Genomic DNA, 19,674 nt, shown 5'->3' with positions numbered 1-19,674 from the left:
AAGGATATGTCCGAGTTGAACTACAACGATCTCCGCAGCGCACGCTGGTTCGCGCCGCACGACCTCACCGGATTCGTGCACCGCACCGCCATCCAGGCCGAAGGCTTCTCGCGCTTCGCCATCAAGGACCGTCCAGTGATCGGCATTGCCAACTCCTGGTCCGAACTGGTCAACTGCAACATCCACTTCAAGCTGCTTGCCGAGGCCGTGAAGCGTGGCGTCCTGATGGCCGGGGGATTGCCGCTGGAGTTTCCCACCATCTCCTTGGGCGAGAGCCTGATGAAGCCCTCGGCCATGCAGTTCCGCAACCTGATGGCCATGGACGTTGAGGAATCCATCCGGGCCTACCCGCTGGACGCGATCGTGTTGCTCGGTGGCTGTGACAAGACCGTTCCGGCCCAGCTCATGGGCGCGGCCAGCGCCGACATCCCGACCATCATGCTTACGGGTGGCCCGCAGGAGCCGGCGCACTTCCGGGGCAAGCAATTGGGCGTCGGCACGGACACGTGGAAGTACGCAGACGAACTGCGGGCGGGCAAGATCACCGAGGCGGACTTCGACGAACTCGAGTCCGCTGCCAAGCCCTCCGCCGGCCACTGCAGCGAGATGGGTACGGCTTCCACTATGACGTCCCTCGTGGAGGCGTTGGGCATGTGCCTTCCCGGCACTGCGTCCATTCCCGCCGTCGATTCACGCCGCGGGCAGGCAGCGGAAGCCACCGGACGCCGGGCGGTGGAAATGGCGTTGTCAGGTCCGAAGCCCAGCGAGATCCTGACCAAGGAAGCGTTCGATAACGCCATCACGTTGCTCATGGCCGTGGGTGGCTCGACTAACGCAGTGGTTCACCTTTTGGCGTTGGCCCGCAGGGTTGGCTACGAACTGGAGTTGGACCGCTTCCACGAAATTTCGCAGCGGACGCCGCGGATCGTTAATGTCCGTCCTTCCGGCGAGTACCTGGTGCAGCAACTGTTCCAGGTCGGTGGGATTCCCACTGTGCTAAAAGCGTTGGACCCGTTGCTGAACAGGAATGCCGTCACGGTCACCGGCCAGTCCCTCGAAAAGGGCTACAGCTCGGCACCCGAGCCGGACGGCGTCGTCGTGAGCACGCTCGAGGCGCCCTTCGACGCCTCAGGCGGCATCGCCGTCGTCCGTGGTTCCCTGGCCCCCAACGGTGCGGTGATCAAGCGGAGCGCAGCCTCCAAGGACCTGCTGCAGCATAAGGGATCGGCAGTTGTCTTTGACGACATTTACGATCTCGGACGACGGATAGACGACCCGGACCTGGACATCACCGAGGACTCGGTCCTGGTGCTCCGCAACAGCGGCCCCGTGGGTGCGCCTGGTATGCCGGAATGGGGCATGCTTCCCATTCCGGAGAAGCTGCTGCGCAGGGGAATCCGCGACATTGTGCGCATCTCCGATGCGCGAATGAGTGGCACGGCCTTCGGCACCACAGTCCTGCATGTTTCGCCGGAGGCTGCGGTGGGCGGCCCGCTGGCCATTGTCCGCGATGGCGATCCGATTGTGCTGGACGTGGAAAACCAGCGCCTTGACCTCGATATTCCTGAGGAAGAGATCGAGGCCCGGCTCGCTGAGCTCAAGCTGCCCGAGCCGAAGTACCGCCGTGGCTACGGACGGCTCTTTATCGACCACGTCAACCAGGCACATGAAGGTTGCGACTTCGACTTCCTCAAGGGCCTGCCGGACGAGGAGCCCCAGCGGCTGCCCTACGGCCTGATGAGCGGTTGGCAGGGCGGCTGGTAGGCCGCGGCGAGCCCTAAGCACGGATGGTGGGGCCGTTCCCGTCTGGGAGCGGCCCCTTGAAAGGAGAAGGTGTGTCACGACCCAAAGTAATTGCAATTGTCCAGGAGGGCCGCCCGGTTCCTCCCGTGGAACGTCTGGAGGCCGAAGCCGAAGTGGTGGTGGTCCGGACGGCGGATGAGTTCCGGGCAGCGCTGCCGGGAACGGAGATCCTGTTCCTCAACGATTTCCGGACCAAACTCCTGCGCGAAGTGGGCCCCGGGGACTTGCGCTGGATCCACACCTCCAGCATTGGCGTGGACAGTCTCATGACCGAGGAGATCATCAACAGCGACATCGTGGTCAGCAACTCCCGTGGAGTGTGTGAACGCCCCATCGCTGAATGGGTCCTGGGCGTGCTGTTGATGTTCACCAAGGACCTGCGCCGCACCATCGAGTTACAGCAGGCACGGACTTGGCAGCACCGCGAGACCGAACCGCTTTTGGGCCGCAAGGTGCTGGTGGTCGGTCCGGGCCCGGTGGGGCGCGAAACTGTGCTGCTGTTGCGGGCAGCGGGCATGGACGTGACCGTCGTCGGCAGGTCTGCCCGTGAGGATTCCCAACTGGGCGCGATCGCCTCCTTTGACGAACTGGACGTGCTCCTCGGAGAAGCCCAGGACGTTGTGCTGACCGTGCCACTCACCGAGGAGACCCGCGGTCTGTTCAACGCTGACCGCTTTGACAAAATGCGTCCGGGTGCCCGCTTGGTCAATGTTGGCCGTGGAGCGGTTGTGGTGGAGCAGGACCTCCTTGATGCCATCGATGCGGGCCACTTGGGTGCAGCGGCCTTGGATGTCTTCGAGAACGAGCCGCTGGCGGCCGAAAATCCGCTGTGGAGCCGCAACAATATCCTGGTCTCGCCCCACGCATCCGGAGACCTGATCGGATGGCGTGGCCGGGTTGTGGACTGCTTCGAGAGGAACCTGCAGCGGTGGAAAGCGGACCAGCCGCTGAACGACATTGTTGACCTGAAGAAGTTGGGCGGAACCGCTCCAAAGCCCGTGTCTCAGGCTGGTACAGTACTCCCACAATCCGCGTCGGTAGTGTGATTCAGCACTCTAAATTTCGCGACGAGGATTACATGTCTAGCTCAACAAAAGGGAAGCTGATAACGCCTACCCAGACCCAGGAACACAAGCTCAGCGGCAACATGGGGGTCGGCGAGCTCGTGATGAACGTGCTCGCGTTCTCCTCCCCCCTGACCACCGTTGCGGGCACCTTACCCGTGATGCTTCTTTTCAGTGGCCACACTGCTCCGGGGATTTATCTCCTGGTCACTCTGATGCTGCTGATTTTCTCGGTGGGGTTCGTCAAGATGAGCCGGAGCGTCGAAGCTCCCGGCGGCTTCTACTCCTTCGTCACGGCAGGCCTGGGCAAGCCGGCCGGCTTGGGCGGGGCGCTCCTGGCCTTGGTTGGGTATGTGTTCATCGGCTTCTTTGCTCCGTCACTGTTCGCCCTCACGCTGCAGAACTTCGTGGTCAATACCCTGGGCGGTCCGGATATCCCGTGGTACTGGTACGGCCTGGGCATCATTGTCGTCACCACGTTGCTGGCCTACAACCGGATCGATCTCTCCGCGAAGGTGCTGACGGTGGTCATGCTGCTCGAGTCGACCGTCGTCATCATCTTCGATGTCGCGGCGTTCGTCTCAGGTGACGTCTCACAAGGCGTCGGTTTTTCGATGCCGTCGATTACCGACGCCGGGTTGGGCCTCGCGCTGCTGTTTGCCGTTGGGAACTTCTTCGGTTTCGAAGCGACGGTCATCTACCGCGACGAGGTCAAGAGCCCGGACAGGACCATCCCCAGGGCAACCTACCTGGCCGTGGTGGGCATCGGCCTGTTCTACGCGGTGGCTGCGTGGGCTTACACCGCGTTCCTGGGAGCGGACAACGTCCAGGAAGCGGCCAAGGCCAACACCGTGAACTTGTTCAACGACGGCGCCACGGCGCTGGTGGGCAAGATCTTCGCTGACATCGGGGTAGTCCTGCTCATCACCTCGATCCTGGCCTCGATGCTCTCGATCCAGAACATCGCGGCCCGTTACAGTTTCTCGCTGGCCGCTGATGGGGCACTCCCCAAGGCTTTGGGTCGGGTGCATCCGCGGCACAAGTCCCCCTACGTTTCAGCAGTAGGCGTTGGCTTGCTCTGGGCCGTGGCCACGGTGGTGTTCACTGTGGTGGGGGTTGCTCCTGAAGCCCTCTACCCGATCGCCAGCGGAAGCGGCACTTTCTCCGTCCTGCTCCTGATGTTCATCACGAGCTTCGCCGTCCTGGTTTACTTTGTCCGCCGCCGCAGTTTCGCTCCTGAATCTGTGTGGAAGACGATTGTGGCGCCCATCGTCAGCGTGATCTTCCTTGGCTTGATTACCTACCTGGCCATCGCGAATTATCCGGAACTGATCGGCGGATCGGCCGTTATGACTGCCATCTTCATGACCTTCACGTTCGCGCTGTTCTTCGGCGGGATTGTTTATGCCTACTTCCTGCGCTCAAAGCGTCCGGATGTTTATGCCAGATTGGGCCGGCAAAAGATCGACTAAAACATCACTTCAACATCTGGAGACCTGCAATGACGCAACAGATCAGAGTTGGCCTGTTCGGGACCGGCAGGATCGGTCAAGTGCATGCCATGAGCCTGGCAACCCTGGAAGAAGCGACGTTGGCCTGGGTGTGCGACCCCTTTATAGAGGGTGCCAAGCGAACAGCCGCCGAATATGGTGGGCGTGTGAGTGACGACCCGGAAGAGGTTTTTGCCTCCGGGGAGGTCGATGCCGTTATCGTGGCGTCTCCCACGGCCACTCACGTGGACCTCATGGAGCAGTCGATCGACGCCGGGATCCCGGTTCTGTGCGAGAAGCCGATCGACCTGGAAATTGCGCGGGTTGATGCACTCCGGGCCAAGGCGGCTGCTACGGATATCCCGATCGCCCTGGGCTTCAACAAGCGCTTTGACAGGCATTTCGTGGAGCTCAGGCGGCGTGTGGGGGCTGGCGAGATCGGAGTCTTGGAGCAACTGGTCATCACCAGTCGCGATCCCGGGGAGCCGCCGGCGGCCTATCTGCCCCAGTCCGGCGGGATCTTCCGGGACATGACTATTCACGATCTGGACATGGCCCGCTACTTCATTCCGGACATCGTGGAGGTGTCGGCCACAGGCGCGAACGTCTTCAGTGACGGCATCCTGCAGGCGGGCGACTTCGATTCGACGGTGGTGACCTTGCGGGGTTCGAAAGATGAGCTTGTGACCATCTTCAACTCGCGGCATTCCGCATATGGCTATGACCAGCGCATCGAGGCCTTCGGATCCGCGGGCTTGCTTCAGGTGGCCAACAAGAACGACAGCCTGGTCCGGCACTGGGGTGCCAGGACGGTGGAGGGGATGGGGCCGTACCAGAGCTTCTTCCTGGAGCGCTACGCGGAGGCGTACCGGCTTGAAGTCGCAGAGTTCCTGCGCGCTGTCCGCGGGCTTCCCTCGCGGAGTCCTGGCTTCGAGGACGGCCGTGCTGCCCTGATCCTGGCTGACGCGGCAGAGAAGTCCGCCCGGACAGGTGCTGCGATAGCCGTGGAGCTGTCAGCGTAGCCCTTTGACTGCCCGGCCCGGGCACGGATTATTTCGCAACAATCCGTGCCGGGCCGGGCTTTGTTTTTTAAGGGAAGGGAATTGTGTCCCGCGGCAACAATTCACGTCAGGTTGGTGTTTCAAAGTGGCACATCTCCCGCATTCTCCAATCCGCCAAAGTTCAAGTAAGTGAAACAGTGTGGCGAAGGTCACGCAGTTGCGGGACTTTCTTCGAATTGCCCCGGATTCTGCAAAGTCAAACAACGTTGTTTGATGGCCCATCGCTAAAGGTGTTTCACCGGTTCATTTGCATGGCCCTATCAAACGAGGATGAGATGACCGACGCACCACCGGCGACAGCTCCACTGGTCGCCCTTAAGGACATACACAAGACATTCGGGGCGGTGTCCGCATTGCGCGGAGTCAGCATCGATGTCATGCCCGGCGAAACCTTCGCTCTTCTTGGAGACAACGCCGCCGGCAAATCCACGCTCATGAAAGTGCTGACGGGCGTCTACCAGCCCGACCGTGGCGCGATCGAGCTGGACGGAAAGAAAACCGAGTTTCCCACGCCATCTGCATCCCGGGACCAAGGTGTCGAGATGGTCTACCAGGACTTCGCCCTGGCCGACAATCTCGATGTCCGGACCAACATCTTCTTGGGCCGCGAGCCCCAGAAGAACATCCTGGGTCCCCTGTTGAGGATCATCGACAGGAAGAAAATGGAAGCGGAAACCAAGCGCGTGCTGGAACGCCTGGACATCCCCATCAACCCGCGCCTCAAGGTCAAGCGGCTCTCCGGCGGCCAGCGGCAGGCCGTGGCAATCGGCCGGGCATTGGCCTTCGATGCCCGCTTGATCATCATGGACGAGCCCACCGCAAACCTCTCGGTGGCCAAGGTGGACAAGCTTATTGAAGTAACCCAGCGGCTCAAGGACCTGGGCATCGCGGTCATCATCATTACGCACCGCCTGGACGAAGCCTTCGCCGTCGCGGACCGCTTCGCCGTCATGCGCCAGGGGCAGGTAGTGGGACGTTTCCGCGTGGGAGATGTCTCCGAAGCCCAAGTGGCCCACCTGATTTCGCACGGCACCTTGGACGACTACGTCGACACCGGCAGCGGCATTCCGGAGGAGCGCCGCAAAATCGGAAGCACATCAGCAATGGAAACCGTGGATGCACTGGCCGCGCGCGGTACTACCACCGGGAGCGACTCATGAGCATCACCATGGACAACATCAAGACCAAGTTGGGGCCAGCCGACCTCAAGGAAGGCCTGACCGCCACCAAGGTCAAGCGATTCATTGGCGATTACGGAATCATCATCCTGTTCGTGGTGATCCTCGTCTTCCTCGCCGCGGCGGCACCGAACTTCCTGACCCTCAACAACATCGTGAACGTCGTCAGGCAGTCATCCATCATCGGACTGATCGCGCTGGGAATGACCTTCATCATGATCACGGCAGGTATCGACCTGTCTGTGGGCTCCGTTGTTGGCCTTGCCGGCATGACCTTCGCCCTGCTTGCCCCTGCCAGTGGAGGCGCCTTCTGGCTTCCGCTGATCGCCGGCCTGGGCGTCGGCCTCCTGGTGGGCTTCCTCAGTGCAGCCATGGTGGTTTGGGGAGCCATCCTCCCCTTCCTTGCGACCTTGGCCACCATGGCCATAGCCCGTACGGCGGCACTGGTGATCACTGACGGGCAGGTTGTCTCCGGCCTGAGCGGACCAGCCGAGTGGCTGGGATCCGGTTTCCTCGGCCCCATTCCGGTTCCCGTGATCATCTTCCTGGTGGCTGCCGTCATCTGCGAATTTGTGCTCAGCCGAACCAAGTTCGGCTCCCACGTCTACGCCGTAGGTGGCAACGAGGAATCGGCCAAGAAGGTTGGCATCTCAACCAGCCGCGTGCTGTTCACCGTTTACCTCATCGGCGGCGTCACTGCTGCCCTTGGCGGACTCGTCCTAACAGCCCGTCTGGACGGGGCCGCACCCGTGGCCGGTACCGGTTACGAGCTCCAGGTGATTGCCGCCGTCGTGATTGGCGGAACGAGCCTCTTTGGCGGCGTCGGCACCATCCGCGGGACCGTCATCGGCGTGCTCCTGCTGGGCGTGGTGATGAACGGCATGAACCTGATGGGCGTTTCCTCCTACTTCCAGCAAGGCGTGCAGGGCGTGATCCTGGTACTCGCCGTCCTGCTGAACCGCTGGAAGTCCGACTGACCCAGCAACAAACAATGCATCACAACAATCTCCAAGCGCACAGACAAACCACTGAAAGGAACAACCATGGGTATGCGACGTAAGATCGCCGCGGCGGTCGCCATGATGGCAGCGGGGGCACTCACCCTCACCGGCTGCGCAGGAAGCAGCAACGCAACCAGCAGCGGCGGAGCGGCCAAGACCTACAACATCGGCGTTGTGGTCCTTGACCTGCAGGACCCGGACCTGGCCCACATGACGGACGCCATGAAGAAGACGGCGGACGAGAAGGGCGTCAAGCTCAACATCACCGACTCCAAAAAGGATGTCGGCAGCGAACTGAACCAGGTTGAGGACCTCCTCACCCGCCAGGTGGATGCGGTCATCATGCAGCCGCTGGACGGCGATGCCAGCCAGAACGCGGCAAAGAGGGTCATTGCGGCCAACATTCCGCTGTTCATCTTGTCCACCGAGTTCGCCGACGGATCGGACGTCGGCTACAAGAGCTACATCGGCGTGGATGACACCGTGGCCGGCCAGATGCAGGCCGAATACCTCAACAAGCTGATGCCCAACGGCGGCAACCTCGTGTTCGCGGCAGGCATCTACGGTGCATCGTGGACGGACCGCCGCAAGTCCGGCTTCGACAAGACCATCAATAAGAACTTCAAGATCGTGGCCGAATTCCAGGCCAAGGGCAGCCGGGATGACGCCAAGCGCAACATGGAGGACACCCTTCAGCGCTTCCCGTCCGGCCAGATTGACGCGGTTGTGGCCAACAACGACGAAATGGCCATCGGTGCGGCTTCCGCCATTGCCGATGCGGGACGCACGGCCGAGTTCAAGGCCGTAGTGGGCGTCGACGGCACCGAACCCGCGCTCCAGGACATCAAGGCCGGCACCATGTCCGCAACGGTCCGTCAGGACTCCGCGGGCCAGGGCGTCAAGGCCGTTGAGGTAGTGACCGACTTCCTAAACGGAGGAAACGTGGACAACCGCTACACACTGCCGTTCACGCTCATCACCAAGGACAACCTGTCTGAGTTCCTGAAGTAACCACTTCCGGACGACAGTACGGGCACAGCGGATCTCTCCGCTGTGCCCGTACTGTTTTGGCACACTCCGCCGGGTTCCAGCCTGCCTAGAATTCCAGCGGACCACTACGAATTGGAGAAGGCGAACATGCCCCATGGTGACGACGGAGACACGAAAGTAGAGCAGCTGCTTGTCGCGTTGCGCGGACAGGGCATCGAGGTGGATGACTCTCCGCGACGGCGCTCCGAGTACTCCTACGATGCGTCCAACTATCGTGTCCGTCCTGCCGCCGTCGTCTTTCCCGCAAGCGTCGACGACGTCAGGGCCATCTTGCGCGAATGTTCGGCATCCGGCGTTCCCATCACCCCGCGCGGCGGCGGAACGTCCATGGCGGGCAACGCGATCGGTGAATCGTTGGTGGTCGACCTTTCGCGAGGCTTGACCTCCGTAGGAGAGGTCGACGGCGGTACGGCGGCGGTCTGGGCGGACGCCGGCGTGGTCCTTGGCGAGCTGCGCTCCTACGCCGAGAAAGCGAGTGGCGGAGAGCTGACCTTCGCCCCGGACCCATCTTCGATGACGCGGGCCACGGTGGGCGGCTCCATCGGCAACGACGCCTGCGGCAACCACTCAGTGGCCTACGGACGAATGACACAGCATGTGCTGGAATTGGAGCTCGTCACGGCGGACGGCGCCCACCTGCATGCCGGACGGGACTTCCTGCGGGCCGTTGACGCAGTTGACCAGCACTCCGTCACCCGGGCGGAGGAAATTCTCGAAGGATTGAAGGCGTTGACCCAGGCCAACCTCGCCCCACTGCGGGTCGAACTGGGAAACATTCCCCGGCAGGTTTCCGGTTACCACTTGGGACACCTCCTGCCCGAGAACAACCTGGACATCGCCGGGGCCCTGGCAGGCAGCGAAGGCACGTGCGCCATTGTGGTGCGGGCAAAGGTGGGACTGGTCCCGAAGCCCCGCACCACGGCGCTCCTGTGTCTCGGATACGCGAATACCATCGACTCGGCCCGTGATGTGATGACCATCCTCGCTGCCAAGCCGAGTGCCATCGAGGGGCTGGATGGATCGATCGTGGACATCATGCGCCACCGACGGGGTGCCGCCAGCGTCGACTCACTCCCGCAGGGCAAGGCCTTCCTGATGGTTGAGTTCCCCGGGGACACCATGGAACAGGCGGCCTCCGATTGCGAACAGCTGCTGGAGAAACTCAAAGCAGACGGCCGGGTTGTGGACCACGCCCTTGTCACGGAGCCCCAGGAGCGCGCCAAACTCTGGCGGGTGCGGGAAGACGGTGCGGGACTCTCATCCCGGCGGATCGATGGTGTCCAGACCTGGCCCGGCTGGGAAGACTCGGCGGTCGCCCCGGAGCGTTTGGCCGACTACCTCGCGGAGTTGCTGCCCCTCGTGGAGAAATACGATTACACAGCCTTCATGTACGGGCATTTCGGTGCGGGCTGCGTGCACATGCGACTGGACTATGACCTCCGAAGCGACACTGGCCGGGAGTCGTTTGAGAACTTCACCCGCGAAGCAGCGGCACTCGTGGTGGCCCACGGCGGCTCGCTTTCCGGGGAACACGGCGACGGCCGGGCACGCAGCGAACTGTTGGACGTGATGTATTCGCCCGCGATGGTGGACATCTTCAGGGCGTTTAAACACCTCTGGGATCCTGTCGGAATCTTGAACCCGGGAATCATCGTGGACCCCGAGCCCTTCGCTGCTTCGCTGGCTCTTGACGGCGTGCCCCAGCCGGGTCCTGCGCACGGTGAGCCGGCCGCGATGGCTGGTGCCGCCGTCGTACCTTCTTCAGCTGGCCGCAGCCTGCTGCCGGTGGTGAGCCCGTTCGTCGGCAATACGCATGCATGCATTGGTGTTGGGCGCTGCCGGGCAACCGCGGGCGGCTTCATGTGCCCCAGCTACCGAGCCACCAAAGACGAGAAAGACTCGACCCGCGGCCGTGCCCGCGTCCTGCAGGAACTGACGCGGACCAACGGCACCAGCCACGGAGGTTGGTCCAGTCCGGAAGTCAGGGAAGCCCTTGACCTGTGCCTGTCCTGCAAGGCTTGCTCGGCGGACTGTCCCACGGGCGTGGATATCGCTGAAGCCAAGTCGCAGCTGGTGGATGAGCACTACCGCGGCAAAATCCGGCCGTTCACGCACTATTCGATCGGTTGGCTGCCGCGGTGGCTGCCACTGTTGACGCGTATTGCGCCCATCGCCAACGCGGGGACCCGTTTCCGTCCGTTCCGTTGGGTGGGCGAAAAGTTGGGCGTCAGCGCACGACGACGGCTCCCGGCCTTCGCGGCGTCCGGCCTCATCCGGAGGCGGGTGGGCGAGGCAGGCTTCACCGACAAAGCCGACGTCCTGCTGTTCATCGACAGCTTCACCCGCGCCTTCCGGCCTGAAGTGGTCCCGGCAGCAGCTCGGGTGCTGCGGGACTCGGGCAGTTCCGTGGGTTGCACCCCGGACGCCTGTTGCGGGCTGACGTGGATCTCCACCGGCCAACGCGAGGGAGCACGACGGCGGCTGGCGAGGCTGATCAACAAACTCGATGACGGCACGGAGCGGGACATCGTGGTCCTGGAACCCAGCTGCGCGGCCACTATCCGTGACGAAGGTCCCAAGATGGTGGGCGGTGCTGCGGCCGGGCGCGTGGCTGCCCGGGTCCGATCGTTCTCCGTGGCTGTCGATGAGGCTATTAAACGTGGCTGGAAGCCGTCCGCCGTTCCGCCCAAAACCGCTGTCCTGCAAACCCACTGCCATGAGCATGCAGTCTTCGGTTCAGGTGCTCAGAAACGCGTCTTGGAGGCGTGGGGAGTGCCCAACCTCGTCGAATCGTCGTCGTGCTGTGGAGTGGCCGGTAACTTTGGTTTCGAGGCCGAGCACTTCGATATGTCCATGAAGGTGGCGGAACACTCCATTGTCCCGGCGCTGGATTGTGGTGAGGGGCTGGTCCTCACGGATGGGTTCAGTTGTGCCATGCAGGTCTCGCAGATCGATCCGGAACGCTTCAGTAAGCACCTGGCAATTGCCTTGGATCCGCTGAGTGCGCGATGGACGGAGGATTAGGGTGGCATACGTCGGTATTTTCCTCATCCTGGTGGCGGCAGGGCTGCGCTTGGCGGGGAGGCATCTTGGCGCCTCACAGGAAGCGCATTCAACGGCCAGCTTCCGCGGGGTGCATGCGGTTCCTTTGGGAGCCGCCGCGTTCCTGGTGGCCGCAAGCGGCATTTTCATCTTCGCTGTGGGCATCAACCTGGAGTGATAAGCCCGTGTCCCAAACTGACACGGTTGGCACAGGCCCCCGGGACGGATGCTTGAAGGGACCCAATAGCCCCATTACTTTTTGAGAGTTGATCTCGATGATGAACAGGAAGCTCGCACAAGGACGGCACGTCGAATGGCTGCGGGCATCGGCACACTTCAACGAAACCGATCTTGGCGAACGGACTGACCTTCAGCTGAAGCGCTCGGGGAAACTCGTTCACCGACTCCTCCAGGACATGGCGGAAGGCCGCGACATCCGCGATGCCTCGCCGTGGCCGACACCGGGCGCCTAGCCCCCAAGCCGCGGTCCGTAGCGTTTGTTCCTGGCACTGGTCCAAGCGCTACGGCCCGCTTCCTTTCACGCCAGGAGGCAGAGTTGGCCAGTCTTGGATTGGCGGGCATGGCGGCTTCGTCCCAAACCGGGTACGGGACGTGGGAGGACTCCCCAGCCAGCTACGAGTTGCCCGTGGCATTTGGCGGTGCTGCAGGTCCGGACCTGGCGACAGCCTGCCTGCTGCTCGATATGCCGGCGCGAACTTTGATCAGGAGGCTTTGCCGGACCAAACACACCGTCAGGTCCTTCGCAGCGCCTGCGGCCTCTGCCGTGATCGAGGTTCCCTGGGGGAGGGACTGGCACCAAATGGCCTACGCGGGGCGGCGGATCAAAGCCGTGCCCCAAGGTTCCCTCACACTCTCGGCGGTTGGCGTGACTCTCACCAGCTGCGATGCGTACACGGATGATCTCGTGGTGGGCCGGGTCCGGGAGTGTTTTGCTGACTGCCTTATAGGGAGAGGCGACTCTGTGTGGCTAAGGTCTTCTCAACCTAACGACTGTTAGTTAGACTCATTCCGTTACGACCCTTCTTGAGGATGAAATGAGTCCATCTCCGCGTGAGCAGGCGAACGCTGCTGTACGGGAATTCCTGTCCAAACGCGACTGGTCGGCACAGACGCCCGCCAGGAAGCGGATCCTCGTGGCTTTCCTCCGGCTGGCCGCCACCAACGGTTACAACTCAGTGAGCATGCGGACGCTGGGCCGCGAACTTGGGCTGAAGGCGCCAAGTCTCTATTCGACTTTTCCGCAGGGCAGGGAGCAGATCGTGGCCGAATCGCTCCTCTGGTTCACCCACGGATTCGCCCGCGACCTTCTCAAAGCGGTGCAGGAAACCCCGTGCGCGGGTGACTACTGGGCAGCCCTTGTCCGTTTCCACGTCACCCAGCAATTGAGCCGGCCCGAGGCAGATCTCTGGAACCTACTGGTTGCCTCGGATAGGGTGGCGGGGTTCCTGGGTGATGACCTCCGTGAAGAGCTGGCCTTTTGGCAGATCCTGCACCAGGAGATGTACGCCGCTGCGGCCGAAGAAATGGGACTCGCGGTCACGCGGCAAGCCATCCAGGCTATTTTTACGCTGCTCGACGGCTCCGCGCGTTGGTCTGCATGGGATGGCAGCCAGGCTCAGCTTGAAAGCGTAGTGGACCACGGGGTGGCCCTGTCCCGTTCCTTGCTTGAAGTCGGCGCCGGGACCCGCGCCGGCGCGTAGCCGGCGCTGTCCCAACATGGCACACCACCCTTCTGTGCCCTGTCGATACTGTGATTCAGAACTCAATATTCGGTGATGAGGATTACATGAATAACACCACCCTTGACGCACCACAGGTGGCGCGTCAGACAAGTCAAAACCGGCTCAGCGGCAACATGGGAGTCGGAGAACTCGTCATGAACGTGCTGGCCTTTTCGTCACCCTTGGCCACGGTGGCCGGCACCCTTCCGGTCCTGCTGATGTTCAGCGGGCAGACAGCGCCTGCCATCTATCTGCTGGTTACGCTCATGCTGCTTATCTTCTCCGTGGGATTCGTCAAGATGAGCCGGAGTGTCCAAGGTGCTGGCGGTTTCTACTCCTTTGTCACGGCGGGCCTGGGCAAGCCGGCAGGTCTTGGTGGCGCCTTCCTCGCGCTGTTTGGGTACATCTTTATCGGCTTTTTCGCGCCATCATTCTTCGGGGTGACGCTTCAGGGGTTTGTGGTTAATACCCTCGGCGGGCCGGACATACCGTGGTACTGGTATGCGCTGGCCATTACGGCCGTAACCACCGTGCTGGCGTACAACCGCATCGACTTGTCGGCCAAGCTGCTCACTATCGTCATGCTGCTTGAAGTGGCAATCATCGTGGTGTTTGACGTCGTTTCGTTCTCGGCCAACGGACTAGGGGCAGTGCAGAGTGCAGGGTTCGCCCTGCCGTCCATCACCGACGCAACCCTTGGCCTGGCACTGCTTTTCGCCGTTGGCAACTTCTTCGGGTTCGAAGCCACCGTTATTTACCGGGACGAGGTCAAGAACCCGGACAAGACCATCTCTCGCGCCACGTATTTGGCCGTGGCAGGCATCGGCATCTTCTATGCAGTGGCAGCGTGGGCCTTCATCGCCTTCTTCGGTGCGGATAAGATCCAGGCCGAGGCTGAGAACAACACGGTGAATCTCTTCAATGATGCACTCGTCGGCCTCGCGGGCAGGATCTTTGCCGATATCGCCGTCATCCTGCTCATCACATCGGTGCTCGCGTGCATGCTGTCCATCCAGAACATCGCAGCCAGGTACAGCTTCGCCCTCGCTTCAGACCACGCGCTGCCCAGATTCCTGGGCAGGGTCCATCCGAAGCACAAGTCGCCGTACGTTTCGGCGTTGGCTGTGGGCCTCATTTGGGCCGCGGCCACCGTGCTCTTCACTGTTTTGGGTGTTGCACCGGAAGCCTTGTATCCCATAGCCAGTGGAAGCGGCACCTTCGCTGTGCTGCTCTTGATGTTCATCACCAGCTTCGCCGTTCTGGTGTACTTCATCCGCCGCCGTGGCTTGGCTCCGGAATCAATCTGGAAGACGGTCATCGCACCTATCATCAGCGTTCTGTTCCTTGGTGCCATCACCTTTCTGGCAATCGCCAACTACCCGGAACTCATCGGTGGATCGGCGGTCCTGACCGTCATCTTCATGACTTTCACCTTCGCGCTTTTCTTCGGCGGAATCGTCTACGCCTTCTTCCTGCGGACAAAGCGTCCCGACATCTACGCCCGCTTGGGGCGCCAGAGGATCGACTAAGCCGGAACGGGCGGGCCCGGCAGCGACAAGAACTGATCGGGCAGCTTCGCCGAGCTTGCCCTAAACCGCCACCGTCTTCAGGTAACTCCGGATGCCATCAACCACCAGTTGGTGGTCCTCATCTGAGCTCAGCCCGGACACCGTGACAGCCCCGATCACGCCAGCGCCCCGCACGCGGATGGGGAACGAGCCACCGGCGAGCGTGTAATCCTCATGGGCAAGCCAGCCACCTCCCAAAGGGCTGTGGGTGCGGGCTGAGAATTGTTCAGTCAGCAGGGCAGTGCTGTGCTCGAACCGCAGCACGGAGGCGGACTTCCGGCGGATCCACTCCTCCTGGTCGGCTGTGGCTCCGGGCAGGACGCAACGGAAGAGCACAAGGTTGTGCCGGCGGATATCAATAGCCACTCCGAATTCCGAGGCGATCGCGTGGTTGGCGATCAGTGAGCCGAGCCGCCAGGCGTCGTGGTGGTCAAAGCTTGCGAACACCAGCTCTTCTTCCTGCTGGCGCAACTCCACAAGGCGGGCAGATTCAGTCATTTCTTTGCACCTTCTTCTGAAACAACGGTGTCGGCGTCGTAGCGGAGCCCGATCTGTCGGCGGATCTCGTCCATAGCCGCCATGATCGCCACGGTCTCACCCGGCGGCAGGATGCTTCCAGCAGACTCACCGGCACGAATAAGGCGTTCCATCTCAGCTGCCTGGAACTGCATTCCCCGGCTCTTCACGGGCTGGTCGTAGCGCTCCACAAGGGTGCCATCAACCCCAAAGACAGTAAACGGAACCGGGTTGTACCAGGTGTGCTCGATGTCGATCCAGCCCTCTGTTCCGATGACCATGGCCCGGTTGGCGCTGGCGGCGTCGAGTTCACAGTCAACCAGGGCCTGCCGGCCACCAGAGTACTCAAAGATGGCTGCGGTCTGCCGGTCAACACCGGTCGCCGTCATGGAAGCGCTGGCGCGAATGGTTTCCGGAGCACCCAGGATGTCGAAGGCAAAGGAGATCGGGTAGATGCCCAGATCCAGCAGCGCCCCACCGCCAAGGGCGGGATCGTTCAACCGGTGCGCAGGGTCCTTGGGCAGGCTCTGGTTGTGGCTGGCCACTACCTTCCGGACCTCGCCGATGGCGCCTTCGTGGAGGAGTTCGCGGATGCGGACCATGTGCGGAAGGAAGCGTGTCCACATGGCTTCCAAGGCCACAAGGCCTTTGGATTCGGCCAGGTCCACGATCTCCTGGGCTTCGCGGGCATTCATCGTGAAGGCCTTCTCCACCAGTACGTGCTTTCCGGCGTTCAGGGCCAAGAGCGCGTTGCCGTGATGGAACGGGTGCGGCGTAGCGATGTAGACCACGTCAACCATCGGGTCCGCCACCAAGTCCTCATAGCTGCCGTGGGCGGTCATCACCCCATGCAGCTCAGCGAAGGCTTTGCTCGATTCCAATGAACGCGAGCCAACGGCCTGCACAGTAAAGCCGTTTTCGTTCAAGTCCTGCATCTGGAGACCGGCAATAAATCCTGTGCCGAGGATGCCCCAGCGGATCGTTCCATCGGAAGTGCCATTGCTGAGGGTCACGTGCTTAGTCCTTCGTCGAGTCAGAAAGCGGGTAGGCCACATACGCAAAACGCCGGGAGTCCGGCGACCAGCTGTTGACGTTGAGGGTACCTTGGCCGCCGAAAAGTGGCCATGAATGGAGGGCAGTGGTCCAGTCCTCGGTCGAAACAAGCACGACGGCGACCGGCAGGTCCGCGGGGTGTCCTACGGTTCCGCTGGGGAACCGGATGTAACTGCCGTACCGGCCATCGGGGGAGAGATGGGGAAACCAGTCCACTGATTCGGATTCTAGGAGCCGCTCAAAGCCAGTGCCGTCCACGCGAATCCGGGCGAGCTGCGCGTGGCCCTGCGTGGACGTAAAGGATTCTGTGTTCAGGTAAAGCCATTTCCCGTCGGGCGAATATTCAGGGCCGTCGCAGTGGGCCGAGCCGACATCAAAGCGGCCGACATCAACGCTGGCGGGAGCACCGCCGTCGGACGCTATGGTCATCAGCCTGCCTGGCTGTGTGAAGTCTCCAGCTTCGATGCCCACGTACGCCAACTGCGCACCGTCGGGGCTGACGCCATGGAGGAAATGGAAGAAGCCGTCGTCCTCGGTGATGCGCGTCGCCGGTCCGCCGGCCAGTAAAGCACGGTAGATGTGGCCGTCGTTCGCGGAGACAAAGATGCCCTGGCCGTCAGGTGCCAGGACGTGATCGTTGTTCAGGTCCGGGACGCCGGTGAGCAAGATCGGCTCCAAGGAGCCCGTGTTCAGATCAAGACGCCACAGCTTCCCATCCCCGTTGAAGATGAGTGAGCTTCCGTCCAGGGTCCAGTTGGGTGCTTCAAACAACACGTCGTCCGAGCTGTAGAGCAGCTCAGCCTGACCGTTGACCGACGCGATCCACACCTCGCAGCGCTGGCCGGATTGAAGGGTGCGGATCACGTCGGTCCTTTCTTATTCCTTGCTGCTGAAGGCGGCGTCGAAGGAGGTCTGGGAGGCGGGGAAGTCGTATTTCTTCAGGGCGGCGAGGGCTTCGGGGGCGCCGTGCAGGCGGTCCATTCCGGCGTCTTCCCATTCGACGGAAATGGGTCCGTCGTAGCCGATGGCGGCGAGGGCCCGGAAGGAGGATTCCCAGGGCACGTCGCCGCGTCCGGCGGAGACGAAGTCCCAGCCCCGGCGGGGGTCGCCCCAGGGCAAATGTGAGCCCAAGACGGTGTTCCGGCCAGTGGGCCGGAGCTTGGTGTCCTTGCAGTCCACGTGGTAGATCCGGTCCTTGAAGTCCCAGATAAAGGAGACAGGGTCAATGCCTTGCCACATGAAGTGTGAGGGATCCCAGTTCAGGCCGAACGCGGGCCGGTGTCCGATCGCTTCGAGGGTGCGGACGGTGGTCCAGTAGTCGTAGGCGATCTCGGAGGGGTGCACTTCGTGGGCGAAGCGGACACCGCATTCATCGAAGACGTCCAAGATGGGGTTCCAGCGGTCGGCGAAGTCTTGGTAGCCGGCGTCGATGACCTTTTCGGGGACGGGCGGGAACATGGCGACGTACTGCCAGATGGAGGAACCGGTGAACCCGACGACGGTGTTCACTCCCAGCGCGCGAGCCAGGCGGGCGGTGTGTTTCATTTCTTCGGCGGCGCGTTGGCGGACGCCTTCGGGTTCACCGTCACCCCACACGCGCGATCCGACGATTGCTTCGTGGCGGAAGTCGATGGGGTCATCGCAGACGGCTTGGCCTTTGAGGTGGTTGGAGATGGCCCAAACCTTGAGGTTGTACTTTTCCAGGATGGCGAGTTTGGACTCGACGTAGCCGGGTTCGTCCCAGCGCCAGGCGTCCAGGTGGTCTCCGGAGACGGCGATTTCCAGACCGTCGTAGCCCCAGCCTGAGGCAAGGCGGGCGACTTCCTCGAAGGGGAGGTCGGCCCACTGGCCGGTGAACAGGGTGTACGGGCGGGGCATGTCAGGCTCCTTCAGTAGTGGTGCTGTTTGGCTTCGGGGAAAGTTGGATCAGTGAGCTTTTGGCTGCGGCCGATTCTTCGATCGCCGCGAGGACGTGCTGGACGTTCAGGCCTTCTTCGAACGACGGCGAGGGCTGGCTTCCGTCCCGAATGGCCAGCAGGAAGTCCCGGATCTGGTGCGTGAAAGTGTGTTCCCAACCGATGATGTGACCCTGCGGCCACCATGCGCCCATGTAGGGGTGTTCGGGTTCGTTGACCAGGATCCGGCGGAAGCCCTGCTCCCGGACAGGGACCGTGGCATCAAGGAAGCCGAGCTCGTTCAGGTTCTCGAGGTCGAACAGGATGGTGCCTTTGTCGCCGTAGATTTCGAGCCTGAGGGAGTTCTTCTGGCCGGTCGCTACCCGGCTGACTTCCACCGAGGCGATTGCCCCGGAGGCGAGGGTCAGCGTGGCCCAGGCTGCGTCGTCGACCGTGACATCTTCCGGGCCATTTGGCCCGGGGCGGCGGTCCACGAAGGTGTGCAGGCGGCCCGTGACCTCGGTGACGGCGTCACCCAGGAGGAACAGGACTTGGTCGATGGCGTGCGAGGCGATGTCGCCCAGCGCCCCGGAGCCGGCGGTTTCCTTCCGGAGCCGCCAGGTCATCGGGGACTCGGCATCGGAGAGCCAGTCCTGCAGGTAGGCGGCCCGGACGTGGCGGACCGTGCCGAGCCGGCCTTCGGCGATCAGTTCTTTAGCGAGCGCCAAAGCGGGGACCCGGCGGTAGTTGAAACCGATCATCGACTGCACGCCCTTCTCACGGGCGGCTGCGGCGGCAGTGGTCATGGCTTCCGCCTCCGCGATCGTGTTCGCCAAAGGCTTTTCCACGAGGACGTGCTTGCCGGCCTGAAGGGCGGCGATGGCGATTTCGGCGTGCATCCAGCCCGGGGCGCAGATATCGACGATGTGGATGTCGTCCCGGGCAATGACGGATCGCCAGTCGGTGGCGGACTCGGTCCAACCGTACTTTGCTGCGGCTTCAGCGACGGCATCGGCGTCCCGGCCGACGAGGACTTTTTGCTCGATGGCCGGGACGTCGAAGAAGCTGGCCACGTTCCGCCACGCGTTCGAGTGGGCCTTCCCCATGAAGGCGTAGCCGATGGCGGCCACCCCCAATGTGCGGGTAGGTTGCGGGTTGCCCTGGCTCTGGTCAGTGTGGGCGGGGGTGCTCATGGTGTGGTTCCTCGTTAC

18 protein-coding genes are annotated in these 19,674 nt (G+C 62.4%); 13 read left to right on the top strand and 5 right to left on the bottom strand.

Going from position 1 to position 19,674, the window contains the following annotated elements:
- Nucleotides 1–6: 6 nt before the first annotated feature.
- The 13 genes from AC6I97_RS21090 (at nt 7) to AC6I97_RS21030 (ending at nt 14,960) form a co-directional block, all read left to right on the top strand.
- On the top strand, nt 7–1,764 hold the full coding sequence (locus AC6I97_RS21090; RefSeq protein ID WP_224094220.1) for an IlvD/Edd family dehydratase: 1,758 nt from the start codon (nt 7–9) through the stop codon (nt 1,762–1,764).
- 71 nt (nt 1,765–1,835) lie between these two features.
- Entirely contained in the window at nt 1,836–2,849 is a 1,014-nt protein-coding gene (locus AC6I97_RS21085) for a D-2-hydroxyacid dehydrogenase (protein WP_224094221.1), read from the top strand.
- Between the two features lie 32 nt (nt 2,850–2,881).
- Nucleotides 2,882–4,339, top strand: coding sequence for an APC family permease (locus tag AC6I97_RS21080; protein WP_224094222.1), 1,458 nt, complete (start codon nt 2,882–2,884; stop codon nt 4,337–4,339).
- Nucleotides 4,340–4,368: 29 nt separating this feature from the next.
- Nucleotides 4,369–5,379, top strand: a complete 1,011-nt coding sequence (locus tag AC6I97_RS21075) for a Gfo/Idh/MocA family oxidoreductase (protein WP_224094223.1) — start codon at nt 4,369–4,371, stop codon at nt 5,377–5,379.
- A gap of 314 nt (nt 5,380–5,693) precedes the next feature.
- Nucleotides 5,694–6,578 carry an ATP-binding cassette domain-containing protein gene (locus AC6I97_RS21070; RefSeq protein ID WP_224094224.1) on the top strand — a complete coding sequence of 295 codons (885 nt, stop codon included), beginning with the start codon at nt 5,694–5,696 and terminating at the stop codon, nt 6,576–6,578.
- Nucleotides 6,575–7,573: an ABC transporter permease gene (locus AC6I97_RS21065; RefSeq protein ID WP_224094225.1), complete on the top strand. Its 999-nt coding sequence runs from the start codon at nt 6,575–6,577 to the stop codon at nt 7,571–7,573. Before AC6I97_RS21070 ends, AC6I97_RS21065 begins: the two co-directional genes overlap by 4 nt.
- 66 nt (nt 7,574–7,639) lie before the next feature.
- Entirely contained in the window at nt 7,640–8,608 is a 969-nt protein-coding gene (locus AC6I97_RS21060; protein ID WP_497946673.1) for a sugar ABC transporter substrate-binding protein, read from the top strand.
- 126 nt (nt 8,609–8,734) lie between these two features.
- Complete coding sequence (locus AC6I97_RS21055) at nt 8,735–11,671, top strand: FAD-binding and (Fe-S)-binding domain-containing protein (RefSeq protein WP_497946672.1); 2,937 nt, start codon at nt 8,735–8,737, stop codon at nt 11,669–11,671.
- A gap of 1 nt (nt 11,672) precedes the next feature.
- Entirely contained in the window at nt 11,673–11,867 is a 195-nt protein-coding gene (locus AC6I97_RS21050; RefSeq protein ID WP_224166381.1) for a hypothetical protein, read from the top strand.
- Nucleotides 11,868–11,964: 97 nt separating this feature from the next.
- Nucleotides 11,965–12,162, top strand: coding sequence for a hypothetical protein (locus AC6I97_RS21045; protein WP_224166382.1), 198 nt, complete (start codon nt 11,965–11,967; stop codon nt 12,160–12,162).
- A 107-nt stretch (nt 12,163–12,269) separates the two neighbouring features.
- The gene (locus AC6I97_RS21040; protein ID WP_224166383.1) at nt 12,270–12,707 is read left to right on the top strand and encodes a carboxyltransferase domain-containing protein; all 438 of its coding nucleotides are present in this window, start codon (nt 12,270–12,272) and stop codon (nt 12,705–12,707) included.
- A gap of 37 nt (nt 12,708–12,744) precedes the next feature.
- Nucleotides 12,745–13,410, top strand: a complete 666-nt coding sequence (locus tag AC6I97_RS21035) for a TetR/AcrR family transcriptional regulator (protein ID WP_497946667.1) — start codon at nt 12,745–12,747, stop codon at nt 13,408–13,410.
- An 86-nt stretch (nt 13,411–13,496) separates the two neighbouring features.
- The gene (locus AC6I97_RS21030; RefSeq protein WP_224094235.1) at nt 13,497–14,960 is read left to right on the top strand and encodes an APC family permease; all 1,464 of its coding nucleotides are present in this window, start codon (nt 13,497–13,499) and stop codon (nt 14,958–14,960) included.
- A 60-nt stretch (nt 14,961–15,020) separates the two neighbouring features.
- Here the strand turns inward: AC6I97_RS21030 and AC6I97_RS21025 are convergent, their stop codons facing one another.
- The 5 genes from AC6I97_RS21025 to AC6I97_RS21005 are packed head-to-tail and all read right to left on the bottom strand — an operon-like array spanning nt 15,021 to nt 19,656.
- Nucleotides 15,021–15,497, bottom strand: a complete 477-nt coding sequence (locus AC6I97_RS21025; protein ID WP_497946666.1) for a heme-degrading domain-containing protein — start codon at nt 15,495–15,497, stop codon at nt 15,021–15,023.
- A complete protein-coding gene (locus AC6I97_RS21020; protein WP_497946664.1) occupies nt 15,494–16,528 on the bottom strand; it encodes a Gfo/Idh/MocA family protein in 1,035 nt (344 codons plus the stop codon). The genes AC6I97_RS21025 and AC6I97_RS21020 overlap by 4 nt, the downstream gene beginning before the upstream one ends.
- Before the next feature lie 4 nt (nt 16,529–16,532).
- The gene (locus tag AC6I97_RS21015; RefSeq protein WP_497946663.1) at nt 16,533–17,432 is read right to left on the bottom strand and encodes a TolB family protein; all 900 of its coding nucleotides are present in this window, start codon (nt 17,430–17,432) and stop codon (nt 16,533–16,535) included.
- A gap of 12 nt (nt 17,433–17,444) precedes the next feature.
- On the bottom strand, nt 17,445–18,446 hold the full coding sequence (locus tag AC6I97_RS21010; RefSeq protein WP_497946662.1) for a sugar phosphate isomerase/epimerase family protein: 1,002 nt from the start codon (nt 18,444–18,446) through the stop codon (nt 17,445–17,447).
- Between the two features lies 1 nt (nt 18,447).
- Nucleotides 18,448–19,656, bottom strand: coding sequence for a Gfo/Idh/MocA family protein (locus AC6I97_RS21005; protein ID WP_224166389.1), 1,209 nt, complete (start codon nt 19,654–19,656; stop codon nt 18,448–18,450).
- Nucleotides 19,657–19,674: the final 18 nt, after the last annotated feature.

It is taken from the genome of Arthrobacter sp. TmtSoilC48 (genome assembly GCF_059739425.1).
The sequence above is the reverse complement of the archived record's forward strand: the minus strand, read 5'-3'. Positions and strand labels throughout refer to the sequence as shown.

What these genes read in the sequence shown, in the direction of transcription:
- AC6I97_RS21090 (WP_224094220.1), top strand. Translation starts at nt 7, where the DNA reads ATGTCCGAGTTGAACTACAACGATCTCCGCAGCGCACGCTGGTTCGCG.
- AC6I97_RS21080 (WP_224094222.1), top strand. Translation starts at nt 2,882, where the DNA reads ATGTCTAGCTCAACAAAAGGGAAGCTGATAACGCCTACCCAGACCCAG.
- AC6I97_RS21075 (WP_224094223.1), top strand. Translation starts at nt 4,369, where the DNA reads ATGACGCAACAGATCAGAGTTGGCCTGTTCGGGACCGGCAGGATCGGT.
- AC6I97_RS21070 (WP_224094224.1), top strand. Translation starts at nt 5,694, where the DNA reads ATGACCGACGCACCACCGGCGACAGCTCCACTGGTCGCCCTTAAGGAC.
- AC6I97_RS21065 (WP_224094225.1), top strand. Translation starts at nt 6,575, where the DNA reads ATGAGCATCACCATGGACAACATCAAGACCAAGTTGGGGCCAGCCGAC.
- AC6I97_RS21060 (WP_497946673.1), top strand. Translation starts at nt 7,640, where the DNA reads ATGGGTATGCGACGTAAGATCGCCGCGGCGGTCGCCATGATGGCAGCG.
- AC6I97_RS21055 (WP_497946672.1), top strand. Translation starts at nt 8,735, where the DNA reads ATGCCCCATGGTGACGACGGAGACACGAAAGTAGAGCAGCTGCTTGTC.
- AC6I97_RS21045 (WP_224166382.1), top strand. Translation starts at nt 11,965, where the DNA reads ATGATGAACAGGAAGCTCGCACAAGGACGGCACGTCGAATGGCTGCGG.
- AC6I97_RS21040 (WP_224166383.1), top strand. Translation starts at nt 12,270, where the DNA reads ATGGCGGCTTCGTCCCAAACCGGGTACGGGACGTGGGAGGACTCCCCA.
- AC6I97_RS21035 (WP_497946667.1), top strand. Translation starts at nt 12,745, where the DNA reads ATGAGTCCATCTCCGCGTGAGCAGGCGAACGCTGCTGTACGGGAATTC.
- AC6I97_RS21030 (WP_224094235.1), top strand. Translation starts at nt 13,497, where the DNA reads ATGAATAACACCACCCTTGACGCACCACAGGTGGCGCGTCAGACAAGT.
- AC6I97_RS21025 (WP_497946666.1), bottom strand. Translation starts at nt 15,497, where the DNA reads ATGACTGAATCTGCCCGCCTTGTGGAGTTGCGCCAGCAGGAAGAAGAG.
- AC6I97_RS21010 (WP_497946662.1), bottom strand. Translation starts at nt 18,446, where the DNA reads ATGCCCCGCCCGTACACCCTGTTCACCGGCCAGTGGGCCGACCTCCCC.
- AC6I97_RS21005 (WP_224166389.1), bottom strand. Translation starts at nt 19,656, where the DNA reads ATGAGCACCCCCGCCCACACTGACCAGAGCCAGGGCAACCCGCAACCT.